The following is an 11,012-nucleotide window of genomic DNA, read 5'->3' as shown; positions in this document are numbered from 1 at the left end:
GAGTGAGGGGGGGGTGGGCGGGAACACTCACATACTGCCTTGTGTGGGTGAGCCCCACCCCCCCGTCCCCCACCCCCCACACCACCTCGTCGGCGAAGGCCCGCGACCCGGCGTACCGGGCGATGGCCTCGTACCAGGCGGCCGGATCGGCGCCGGGCCGCTGCTGGTAGGAGGCCAGCAGCGCGGCGCCGCCCCGGATGTTCGCCGCCGGATCGCTGCGCAGCCGCTCCGCGCTCACCCCGGTGAGCCGTCCCGCCTCGGCCAGCGTCGCCCCCGCGGCCGAGGCGCTTGCTTCACCGGCGTCCTCGTGGTGAACAGGCGCCTGCGCCAGCGGGCGGGCCGGGTCGCCGCGGCGGTCCGCGTGGGTGTGGCCGGGGCCGGGCCGGGCGGCGGCGGGGTCGAGGAGGTGCATGGGGCCGTAGCCGCCGGCGGTGCTGGGGGCGCCGCCGTGGGCGTCCCAGCGCGACTGCAGGTACGACACGCCGAGCAGGACGCTCTCCGGCACCCCGTACGCGCGGGCGGCGGCGGCGAAGTTCGCCTGGCGGCCGTCCGGGTGGCCGGGCGCGACCAGGACGGTGGCGGCGGCGACGACGGCGGCCCACAACAGCATGACAACCCCCACGGAATGGCACACAATGAATACTCACCGTAACCATTCCCAGATGGGGATGTGTCAGACGGGACAGTAGAGGCAGATGTGACTCATGGTGATCTCCTCCCTCATGACAGAAGATGGAGGTAAATCCTGCCCGATATCGGGCAGGAAGTTGAAGTGTCTCGTTCCAGCTGCGTAATGTCCTCGACTGTGTCCACGGCACGGCATCCCTACGAGGACCTCATCGCCCACCTCACCAGGAGCACCCCGCTGGGGCCCGGTGAGGCGGCGCGCGTGGTGGCCGACGTCCTGGCGTACTTCTCCGAGCCGGTGGAGGAGTTCGTGCGGCGGCGTCACGGCGAGCTCAAGGCTCGCGGCCTGACCAATGACGAGATCTTTCCCAGGATCGCCGCGGAGCTGCGCGGCCGCCGGGTGGCGGCCCCCGAGCTGTCGCTGCGTCAGCTGCGCCGGATCGTTTACGGATAGGAGACCTCGCATGTGCGGAATCGTCGCGTACGTGGGGCCGCAGGACGCGGCGCCCATCCTGCTCGAAGGGCTGCAGCGGCTGGAGTACCGCGGCTACGACTCGGCCGGGGTCGTGGTCTCCAACAAGGGCCTCAAGCTGCGCAAGGTCAAGGGCCGGGTGGCCGATCTGGCCAAGGTGGTGCCCGCGCGCTTCAAGGGCACGCTGGGCATCGGCCACACCCGGTGGGCCACGCACGGCGTGCCGAGCGACGTGAACGCGCATCCGCACCTGTCGTCCGACGAGCGCGTCGCGGTCGTGCACAACGGCATCATCGAGAACGCCGACGAGCTGCGCGCCAAGCTGATCGCCGACGGCGTGGGCTTCCGGTCGGAGACCGACACCGAGGTGCTGGCCCACCTGATCGCCCGCGCGGTGGACGAGAACGACACGCTGGAGGAGGCCGTGCGCAAGTCGCTCAAGAGCGTCGTGGGCACGTACGGCATCGCGGTGATCGACGCCGAGCGGCCGGGCGAGGTGGTCGTGGCCCGCAACGGCAGCCCGATCGTGCTCGGCATCGGCGAGAAGGAGATGTTCGCCGCCTCCGACGTGGCCGCCCTGGTGCGCTACACCCGGCAGGTCGTGCACCTGGAGGACGGCGAGCTGGCGGTGCTGCGCGCCGACGGCTTCCACACCTTCGCCAGCGACGCCCGCGAGACGGCCAAGGAGCCGCTGACCGTCGACTGGGACGCCGGGCACTACGACACCGGCGGCTACGAGCACTACCTGCTCAAGGAGATCTCCGAGCAGCCGGAGACCGCGGCCCGCACGATGAGCGGCAGGCTCGACGAGCGCTTCCACGTCGCGCACCTGGGCGGGCTGAACATGGACGCCCGCGAGACCCGCTCGTTCCGCCGGGTGAAGATCATCGGCTGCGGGTCGGCCTACTACTCGGGCCAGATCGGCGCCCAGCTCATCGAGGAGCTGGCGCGCATCCCGGCCGACGCCGAGCCGGCCAGCGAGTTCCGCTACCGCAACCCGGTCGTCGACCAGGACACCCTCTACGTGGCGATCAGCCAGTCCGGCGAGACGTACGACACGCTGGCCGCCGTGCAGGAGCTCAAGCGCAAGGGCGGCCGGGTGATCGGCATCGTCAACGCGGTCGGCAGCGCCATCGCCCGCGAGGTCGACGGCGGCGTCTACCTGCACGCGGGGCCGGAGGTGTCGGTCGCCTCGACCAAGGCGTTCACCTCGACGGCGGTGGCCTTCGCGCTGCTCGCGCTGCATCTGGGCCGGGTGCGCGACCTGTCGCCCGCCGACGGCAGGCGCATCTGCGAGGGCCTGTGCCGGCTGCCCGACCAGATCGAGGAGATCGTCGCGCAGAGCGACAAGATCGCCGAGCTGGCCGGCAAGTACGCCAAGCACGCGAGCATGATGTTCGTCGGCCGGGTGCGCGGCTACCCGGTGGCCCGCGAGGGCGCGCAGAAGCTCAAGGAGATCTCGTACGTGCACGCCGAGGCCTATCCGGCGAGCGAGCTCAAGCACGGCCCGCTCGCGCTGATCGGCCCGGAGATGCCGACGGTGGCGATCGTGCCCGACGACGAGCTGCTGGACAAGAACCTCACCACGCTCGGCGAGATCCGCGCCCGCGGCGGCCAGGTGCTCATGGTCGGCCACCGCGAGCCCGACGCCAAGCTGGCCGACGACGCGATCGTGGTGCCGAAGAACGAGATCGAGCTCGACCCGATCCTGCTGACGATCCCGCTGCAGCTCCTGGCCTACCACGCCGCGGTCGCGCTGGGCCGTGACGTGGACAAGCCGCGCAACCTCGCCAAGAGCGTCACAGTGGAGTGACCCGAGGGCAGGAAATGCTTACCGTCGGAGGGGTCACAGTGGGAATCGGCCCCCTGTGGCCCTTGACAGTGAGCGCCTAGGGTCGAAATGTGTCCCAGTTCGACCCACGCACTCCCAATCTTGCCCGGATGTACGACTACCTGCTCGGCGGCACGGACAACTACGCGGTCGACCGCGAGGCCATCGACAGGCTGTCGGACCTGATCCCGGAGGCCGTGCCGCTGGCCAGGGCCAACCGCGGCTTCCTCCAGCGCGCCGCCCGCTACGTCGCCGCCGAGGGCGTCGGCCAGTTCGTCGGCCTGGGCAGCGGCCTGCCGACCCGGGGCAACGTGCACGAGGTCGTGCCCGGCGCGAAGGTGGTCTACGTCGACCACGACCCGGTCGTCGCCGAGCACGCCCGCGAGCTGCTGGCCGACGAGCCCCGCGCGGTGTTCGCCGAGGCCGATCCGCTCGACGCCGGCGAGGTGCTGGCCCGGGCGGAGGGCTTCCTGGACCTGTCGCGGCCGGTCGCCGTGTTCCTGGTGTCGATGCCGCACGGCGGCCGCGACCCGGGGCCGGCGCTGTCCCGGCTGCGGGAGGCGGTGGCGCCCGGCAGCTATGTGGCGCTCACCCACGCCGCCTCCGGCGACCGCCGGGACGGCACCCGCAGCCCGGCGGAGATCCGCGCGTTCTTCGGCGACTTCGCGCTGGTCCCGCCGGGTCTGGTGCAGGCGGCCGAGTGGCGCCCGGACCGGCCGAGGCTGGTCGGCGGCACGCCGTTGCCGTCGTACCTGCTGGCGGGGCTCGCGATGAAGAAGTAGCAGCAAATCGGATTAACTATGCGTGATGCGTCAATAACCTGAGGTAACTGCGCTCGGGGGAGGCGGGTCATGCGGCGGAGACGCTTTCTCGCGGCGGGCATCGGAATGGCCGCCGCCGTGGCCGGCTGCGGCACCGAGCGCTTCCCTGCGGGCGCCGGGGACGCACGCGGCGCGTACGAGATCGTCGCGGGCGGCGAGCGGTGGGAACGCGTGACCCGCGCGTTCGCCGGCGCGGCGGGCGAGGCCGGGTTCGCCGGGCGGGGGCCCGTGCGGATCACCGTCACCGGGCTGCCTGCGCTCGCCGCCGCCGAGCTGAACCACGGCGAGTCGCTGATGGACACCGCGACGCCGCTGGCCAGGCTGGCCGGCGAGGTCGTGGTCGTGGTGGTGCCCGCCACGTCCCGCTTCCGCAGCTTCGACGAGTTCGGCGCCCACCTGCTGGCCAGGCCGGGGGAGACGCCGCTGGCCGGCGGCCCCCAGGGCGAGCCCGACCACCTGCTGTTCGGGCTGATCGCCAAGGGGCTGGGCGCCGACACCCGCCAGGTCGACTACACCGGCTACCGGAGCAGCGCCGAGGCGGCCACCGCGCTGCGGGCCGGCCGGGCCGCGGCCGCCGCGGGCGCGCTCGCCGACTGGCGCGGCCCCATCCGGCGCGGCGCCGTACGGGTGCTGGCCGTCTCGTGCGCCAGGCGCTTCCCCGGCGTGGACGCGCCCAGCCTGCTGGAGAGCGGCATCCGCGTCGACTTCGCCAACTGGTGCGCCGCCGTCGGCCCCGGCGCCATGCCGGAGGACAGGCGCGCCTCGGCGGTGCGGATGTGCGAGGAGGTGACCGGATCGCCGTCCTGGCAGCGCGCCTGCGAGGCGGGCGGCTGGGTGCGCATCCCGCTGGCCGGCGACGACTTCCGCGCCTGGCTCGACTCCGAGGTGCGCAGGACCAAGGCCGTGCTCCGCGATCTCGGCCTCGTCGAGACCAGCGGCGGCACAACATGCTGGGGTAGTTGCGGAAACGGCCACTAGATGTAGGATCCTGGTCGTCGCTGGTTCGCCCCTTGGGGCGGAGTGAAAGGGAACCCGGTGCGAATCCGGGGCTGCCCCGCAGCGGTGAGCGGGAACGACCGCCGTCACACGCACTGGAGAGATCCGGGAAGCGACGGCCAGTAGGAGTGCGCGTTGCGCCCGCGAGCCCGAAGACCTGCCAGCGGTTGTCTTGTCCAGGGCCTCGAGGGAGGGCCCGGGGGCGTCGCGCGGCCGGGGATCGAGGCGAGCCGCCGTGCTCTCGCGTGCCCTCACGGGGGAAGCTCGCGAGGAGAGAGCACGTGACACAGATCGTTGAGGGTGACCGCCGCCTGGCCATCGAGGAGGCCGCCGCGCGGGTGATCACCGACCCGGCCAACTCGCGGGTCGCCGCCCGGCTGCTGGCCGAGGAGATCGCCGAGGAGGCCGCCGGGCACGGCGTGCGGTCGTTCGCCGAGTCGGTAGCCGCCACCCACGCCGCCGGGCTGATCCAGGACTCGCTCGCCGCCTTCGTCGCCGCGCACGCCGCCGAGCTGGACGCGCTGATCGACGACGGCGCCGACGAGCGCTTCGAGTACTTCGGGCTGCGCACCGTCTACGACCGCTACCTGCTGCGCCACCCCGTCACGCGGGCCGTGCTGGAGCGGCCCCAGCACTTCTTCCTGCGGGTGGCGTGCGGCCTGTCGGAGACCGTGGCGGAGGCCGCCGAGCTGTACGCGCTGATGTCGGCGCTGGCCTACCTGCCCAGCTCGCCGACGCTGTTCAACGCGGGCGCGCGCCGGCCGCAGCTCTCGTCCTGCTTCCTGCTCGACTCGCCGCGCGACGAGCTGGAGTCGATCTACGACCGCTACGGCCAGGTGGCCCGGCTGTCGAAGTACGCGGGCGGCATCGGCATCTCGTGGACCCGGGTGCGCTCGCGCGGGTCGCTGATCCGGGGCACCAACGGGCACTCCAACGGCATCGTGCCGTGGCTGCGCACGCTCGACTCCTCCGTGGCCGCGGTCAACCAGGGCGGCAGGCGCAAGGGCGCGGCCTGCGTCTACCTGGAGACCTGGCACGCCGACGTCGAGGAGTTCCTGGAGCTGCGCGACAACACCGGCGAGGACGCCCGCCGCACCCACAACCTCAACCTGGCCAACTGGGTGCCCGACGAGTTCATGCGCCGGGTGGAGGCCGACGAGGTCTGGTCGCTGTTCGACCCCAAGGAGGTCCCCCACCTGACCGACCTGTACGGGGAGGAGTTCGACCGCGCCTACCGCGCCTACGAGGCCGCCGGGCGGTTCGTCCGCCAGATCCCGGCCCGCACCCTCTACGGGCGGATGATGCGCACGCTCGCGCAGACCGGCAACGGCTGGATGACGTTCAAGGACGCCGCCAACCGCACCTCCAACCAGACCGGCCGCCCCGGCAACGTCATCCACCTGTCGAACCTGTGCACGGAGATCCTGGAGGTCACCGGCGACGCCGAGACCGCGGTGTGCAACCTGGGCTCGATCAACCTCGCCGCCCACGTACGGGACGGCGACCTCGACTGGGAGCGGCTGCGCGGCACCGTCCGCACCGCCGTGCGCTTCCTGGACCGCACGATCGACCTCGGCTTCTACCCGACGCCCGAGGCCGAGACGGCCAACAAGAAGTGGCGACCGATCGGGCTCGGCGTGATGGGGCTGGCCGACGTGTTCTTCGCGCTGCGGCTGCCGTTCGACTCCGGCCCGGCGCTGGCGCTGTCGACCCGGATCGCCGAGGAGATCGCTCTGGCCGCCTACGACACTTCCGCCGACCTGGCCGCCGAGCGCGGCAGGCACCCCTCCTACGACGACACCCGCGCCGCCGCCGGGGTGCTGCACCCCGACCACTACGACGCCGCCGCCACGCCGCGCTGGGACGCGCTGCGCGACAAGATCGCCGTCACCGGGCTGCGCAACTCCCTGATGGTCGCGATCGCGCCGACGGCCACGATCGCCTCCATCGCCGGCTGCTACGAGTGCATCGAGCCGCAGGTGTCCAACGTGTTCAAGCGCGAGACGCTGTCGGGCGAGTTCCTCCAGGTCAACCGCTACCTCGTGGCCGACCTCCAGGCGCGCGGGCTGTGGACGCAGCCGGTGCGCGACGCGATCAAGCGCGCCGACGGGTCCGTGCAGGACGTGCCCGGCGTCCCGGACGACCTCAAGACCCTCTACCGCACCGCGTGGGAGCTGCCGCAGAAGGCGCTCATCGACCTCGCGGCGGCGCGGCAGCCGTACATCGACCAGTCGCAGTCGCTCAACCTGTTCATGGCCAGCCCCACCATCGGCAAGCTGTCGTCGATGTACGCCTACGCGTGGAAGAGCGGCCTCAAGACCACCTACTACCTGCGCTCGCGCCCGGCCACCCGGATCGCGCAGACGACCGTCCCCGTCGCCGAGGCCGTCGCCTGCTCGCTGGAGAACCCGGAAGTCTGCGAAGCCTGCCAGTAAAGGACGGACCCCCATCATGCTGCTCGACCCCGGAATGGACCTCACGCTCCGCCCGATGCGCTACCCGGACTTCTACGAACGCTACCGGGCCGCCATCCGCAACACCTGGACGGTGGAGGAGGTCGACCTGCACAACGACCTCGCCGACCTGACCAGGATGACGCCGCAGGAACGCCACCTGATCAACCGCCTGGTCGCCTTCTTCGCCACCGGCGACTCCATCGTGGCCAACAACCTCGTGCTCAACCTCTACCAGCACGTCAACGCCCCCGAAGCGCGCCTCTACCTGAGCAGGCAGCTGTACGAGGAGGCCGTGCACGTGCAGTTCTACCTGACGCTGCTCGACACCTACCTGCCCGACCCGGACGAGCGGGTCAAGGCGTTCGCCGCGATCGAGCACATCCCGTCCATCCGGGACAAGGCCGAGTTCTGCTTCCGGTGGATCGACTCGATCAACGGCATCCAGCGGCTGGAGAGCGCCGCCCAGCGGCGGCAGTTCCTGCTCAACCTCATCTGCTTCGCCGCCTGCATCGAGGGCCTGTTCTTCTACGGCGCCTTCGCCTACGTCTACTGGTTCCGCTCCCGGGGGCTGCTCGACGGGCTGGCCGCCGGGACGAACTGGGTGTTCCGCGACGAGTCCATGCACATGGAGTTCGCCTTCAGCGTCGTCGACACCGTACGCTCCGAGGAGCCCGAGCTGTTCGACGACGACCTGCGCGACCAGGTCACCCGCATGCTGGAGGAGGCGGTCGAGGCGGAGCTGGCCTTCGCCCGCGACCTGTGCGGCGACGGCATGCCGGGGATGAGCGTCGAGCAGATGCGCGCCTACCTGGAGTACGTGGCCGACCAGCGGCTGGCCAGGCTCGGCATGCCCGGCCGCTACGGCAGCGCGAACCCGTTCGCGTTCATGGAACTGCAGGACGTGCAGGAGCTGGCAAACTTCTTCGAGCGGCGCGTCTCCGCGTATCAAGTTGCGGTTGAGGGCAATGTGACCTTTGACGAGACGTTCTAGAACATTTGGGGGAGTAGCGCGTGCAGCCGACGTCCAACTGGCTGATCATGGCCGTCTCCGTCGCCGGGGCGATCCTCGGCGTGGAGCTGGCCAGACGGGTGCTGTCACGGGTGGGCCGCAAGTACGCGCTCGCCCGGCACCTGGTGGAGCACTGCACGTGGGCCACCTTCGCCATGGCGGCCGTCCTGGCCTGCAACATCGTGTTCGGGCCGTGGATGATGGGCGACACGCGGCAGGAGCGCCAGCTCGGCGAGTCGATCGACCGCGTCATCGGCCTGCTCACCATCGCCACCGTCACCTGGCTGATCATCGGCGTCACGTACGCGCTCACCGACGTCATCCTCGACCGGCTCGTGCTGGTCGAGGGCGAGCGCAACCGGCGGGCCCGGCGCATCATGACGCAGATCGCGCTGGTCCGCCGGATCGCCGCCGCCACCGTGATCGTCGTCGCGGTCGGCGCCATGCTCTTCTCCTTCCCGCAGGTGCGGGCCCTCGGCGCCGGACTGCTCGCCTCCGCGGGCATCGCCGGCGCCGTCGTCGGCATCGCCGCCCAGCCCACGATCGGCAACATGCTCGCCGGGCTCCAGCTCGCCTTCAGCGACGCGCTGCGCCTCGACGACGTGGTGGTGGTCGAGGAGGAGTGGGGCCGCATCGAGGAGCTCACGCTCACCTACGTGGTGCTGCGGCTGTGGGACGAGCGGCGGCTCGTGCTGCCCGTCTCCTACTTCACGCAGAACCCGTTCGAGAACTGGACCCGGCACGGCTCTCGCGTCCTGGCCGTCGTCTACTTGCGGGTCGACTGGTCGGTGCCGGTCGACAAACTGCGCGAGGAACTGTACGCGTTCATCCAGGAAAGCCCGCTGTGGGATCAGAAGGACTGGACGCTCCAGGTCACCGACGTGCTCCCCAACGGGCTGGTGGAGCTGCGCGGCCTGATGAGCGCCGCCGACTCGGCCTCCGCCTGGGACCTCAAGTGCGACGTACGCGAACACCTGGTGAAGTTCGTCCGCGAGAACTACCCCGACGCGCTGCCCCGCTTTCGCGTCGAGACCCCCGAGACCCGGGCCGGGGTCCCCTGGTCGGCGGGCCGCGACACCGCCGCCAAGGGCACGCAGGGCGCGTCGGGCCGCGACGACCCCGGCGACGCCTGAGCGCTCAGCGGCGCCTCAGCCGCCAGAGCGTGACCCCGGCCAGCACCACGGCCGCCACCCCCACCAGCGCCAGGTCGGGCACCCGCACCGACGCCGCCGCCTCCTGCAGCCACGCCTCCCACTCCTCCGGGAACGGCGCCGCCAGCCCGCGTGTGCCGTCGGAGACCAGGAACAGCACGCCCAGCCCGGCGAACACCAGCCCCGACAGCAGCGACGTGGTGTGCACCCGCAGCCTGCCCACCCGCAGCCCGCGACCCCGCAGCCACCGCCGCCCGCCCAGGTCGAAGCGCTCCCACAGGGCCGCGAGCAGCAGCAGCGGCGCCGCCATCCCGGCCGCGTAGACCGCCAGCAGCACGCCGCCGCGCAGCGCGTCGCCGGAGGCCGCCGCCACCGTGAGCACCGCGCCCAGCACCGGCCCGGCGCAGAACCCGGCCAGCCCCGACACCAGCCCCAGCGCCAGCACGGCCCCTGCCGAATCGCCGCGCACGTGCGCCCGCAGCCGCTCCAGCGGCCCGATCGTCCACCCCTGCCCGGCGGCCTGCGCCACGCCCAGCGCGATCAGCAGCCACCCGGCGGCCGTCACCAGCAGGTCCTGGTGGCCGTAGAACAGCCGGCTCGCCTGCGCGGACCCCATCCCGAGCGGCACCAGCACCAGGCACAGCCCCAGGTAGAACAGCAGCGTCCGCCCGGCCAGCCGGCGCCCGCCCGGGAACGCGTAGCCGAAGAACGCCGGCAGCAGCAGCGCCCCGCACGGGCTCAGCAGCGAGAACAGCCCGCCCAGGAACGCGGCGGCGTAACCGACGCCGCTCATCCGCCCCGGCGCGCCTTCTCGATCGCCTCCCGGAACGCCGCCACCGGCTGCGCCCCGAACAGCAGCTCCCCGTTGACCAGGAACGCGGGCGTGCCCGGCAGGCCGAGCTGGTAGGCGAACGCGGTGTCGTGGTCGACGGCCTCCCGCACGGCCCTGCCCCGGCGGTCGCGGTCGAACCTGGCCACGTCCAGCCCGGCCGTGACGGCGGCGGCGCGCAGCCGCGCGGGCGTCACCCGCGTCCCGCCCGCGAACAGCGCGTCGTGGAACTGCCAGAAGCGGCCCTGCAGCGACGCCGCCCGCGCCGCGTAGGCCGCGTCGACGCTGGCCTGGCCCCGGATCGGGTAGTCGCGCCAGAAGACGCGGACGACGCCGGTGCCGATGTAGTCGCGCTGGAGCACGGGCTCGATCTCGCGGGCGTAGCGGCGGCAGTTGGGGCACTGGAAGTCGCCGAACTCGACGATCGTGACGGGCGCGTCCTGCGACCCCTTGGCCAGCTTCAGGTCCACGGGCGGCGGCGTGGGCCCCTCCCACACGGCCACACTCGGGCTCTCGGCCGGAGTGGCCTCCGGAGTGGCCGTGGGGGCCGTGGAGGTCGGGGGCGCGGTGGCCGGGGGAGCGGTGGCCGTCACGGCGGCTTCGTCGTCGCGGTCGAGGGCGGCGACGCCGAGGACCGCCAGCACCGCCGTCCCGGCCACGGCGCCGAGCACCGCCCTGCGTCTCGATCCTGCGTCCATCTGACCCATCATCCCAGCCCCGGGGCCCGGGGGGGGGCGGCGGGGGGGGGCCCCCGCCCCGGCCCCCGGGGGCCCCGGGGGGGGCCCCCGGCGGCGGGCGGCCCCGGCCGGGGGCGGGGCGC

9 protein-coding genes, 1 pseudogene and 1 riboswitch are annotated in these 11,012 nt (G+C 72.5%); of the genes and pseudogenes, 7 read left to right on the top strand and 3 right to left on the bottom strand.

The window, feature by feature from the left end:
- Positions 1–610: pseudogene (locus AB0G11_RS48435) on the bottom strand (N-acetylmuramoyl-L-alanine amidase); the annotation flags it as partial.
- A gap of 183 nt (positions 611–793) precedes the next feature.
- Here AB0G11_RS48435 and AB0G11_RS48430 point away from each other — a divergent pair.
- From AB0G11_RS48430 to AB0G11_RS48400, 7 genes are all read left to right on the top strand, one after another.
- Entirely contained in the window at positions 794–1,081 is a 288-nt protein-coding gene (locus tag AB0G11_RS48430) for a hypothetical protein (RefSeq protein ID WP_219511110.1), read from the top strand.
- 10 nt (positions 1,082–1,091) lie between these two features.
- Entirely contained in the window at positions 1,092–2,912 is a 1,821-nt protein-coding gene (gene glmS, locus AB0G11_RS48425) for a glutamine--fructose-6-phosphate transaminase (isomerizing) (RefSeq protein ID WP_357594011.1), read from the top strand.
- Between the two features lie 89 nt (positions 2,913–3,001).
- Positions 3,002–3,712, top strand: coding sequence for an SAM-dependent methyltransferase (locus AB0G11_RS48420; protein ID WP_357594009.1), 711 nt, complete (start codon positions 3,002–3,004; stop codon positions 3,710–3,712).
- Positions 3,713–3,781: 69 nt separating this feature from the next.
- Positions 3,782–4,729, top strand: coding sequence for a tripartite tricarboxylate transporter substrate-binding protein (locus AB0G11_RS48415; protein WP_357594007.1), 948 nt, complete (start codon positions 3,782–3,784; stop codon positions 4,727–4,729).
- A gap of 4 nt (positions 4,730–4,733) precedes the next feature.
- A riboswitch (cobalamin riboswitch) is annotated at positions 4,734–4,927 on the top strand.
- A 101-nt stretch (positions 4,928–5,028) separates the two neighbouring features.
- Complete coding sequence (locus tag AB0G11_RS48410; RefSeq protein WP_357594005.1) at positions 5,029–7,182, top strand: ribonucleoside-diphosphate reductase subunit alpha; 2,154 nt, start codon at positions 5,029–5,031, stop codon at positions 7,180–7,182.
- 16 nt (positions 7,183–7,198) lie between these two features.
- Positions 7,199–8,194, top strand: a complete 996-nt coding sequence (locus tag AB0G11_RS48405; protein ID WP_219511119.1) for a ribonucleotide-diphosphate reductase subunit beta — start codon at positions 7,199–7,201, stop codon at positions 8,192–8,194.
- Positions 8,195–8,214: 20 nt separating this feature from the next.
- On the top strand, positions 8,215–9,345 hold the full coding sequence (locus AB0G11_RS48400) for a mechanosensitive ion channel domain-containing protein (protein ID WP_308126050.1): 1,131 nt from the start codon (positions 8,215–8,217) through the stop codon (positions 9,343–9,345).
- Positions 9,346–9,349: 4 nt separating this feature from the next.
- Here AB0G11_RS48400 and AB0G11_RS48395 read toward each other — a convergent pair whose 3' ends face one another.
- Positions 9,350–10,156: a cytochrome c biogenesis protein CcdA gene (locus AB0G11_RS48395; RefSeq protein WP_357594003.1), complete on the bottom strand. Its 807-nt coding sequence runs from the start codon at positions 10,154–10,156 to the stop codon at positions 9,350–9,352.
- Entirely contained in the window at positions 10,153–10,890 is a 738-nt protein-coding gene (locus AB0G11_RS48390; protein ID WP_357594001.1) for a thioredoxin domain-containing protein, read from the bottom strand. The genes AB0G11_RS48395 and AB0G11_RS48390 overlap by 4 nt, the downstream gene beginning before the upstream one ends.
- Positions 10,891–11,012 lie beyond the last annotated feature (122 nt).

This window comes from Nonomuraea sp. NPDC023979 (assembly GCF_040639085.1).
Taxonomy (GTDB): domain Bacteria; phylum Actinomycetota; class Actinomycetes; order Streptosporangiales; family Streptosporangiaceae; genus Nonomuraea; species Nonomuraea ceibae.
The sequence above is the reverse complement of the archived record's forward strand: the minus strand, read 5'-3'. Positions and strand labels throughout refer to the sequence as shown.

What these genes read in the sequence shown, in the direction of transcription:
- AB0G11_RS48430 (WP_219511110.1), top strand. Translation starts at nt 794, where the DNA reads ATGTCCTCGACTGTGTCCACGGCACGGCATCCCTACGAGGACCTCATC.
- glmS (WP_357594011.1), top strand. Translation starts at nt 1,092, where the DNA reads ATGTGCGGAATCGTCGCGTACGTGGGGCCGCAGGACGCGGCGCCCATC.
- AB0G11_RS48415 (WP_357594007.1), top strand. Translation starts at nt 3,782, where the DNA reads ATGCGGCGGAGACGCTTTCTCGCGGCGGGCATCGGAATGGCCGCCGCC.
- AB0G11_RS48405 (WP_219511119.1), top strand. Translation starts at nt 7,199, where the DNA reads ATGCTGCTCGACCCCGGAATGGACCTCACGCTCCGCCCGATGCGCTAC.
- AB0G11_RS48395 (WP_357594003.1), bottom strand. Translation starts at nt 10,156, where the DNA reads ATGAGCGGCGTCGGTTACGCCGCCGCGTTCCTGGGCGGGCTGTTCTCG.
- AB0G11_RS48390 (WP_357594001.1), bottom strand. Translation starts at nt 10,890, where the DNA reads ATGGACGCAGGATCGAGACGCAGGGCGGTGCTCGGCGCCGTGGCCGGG.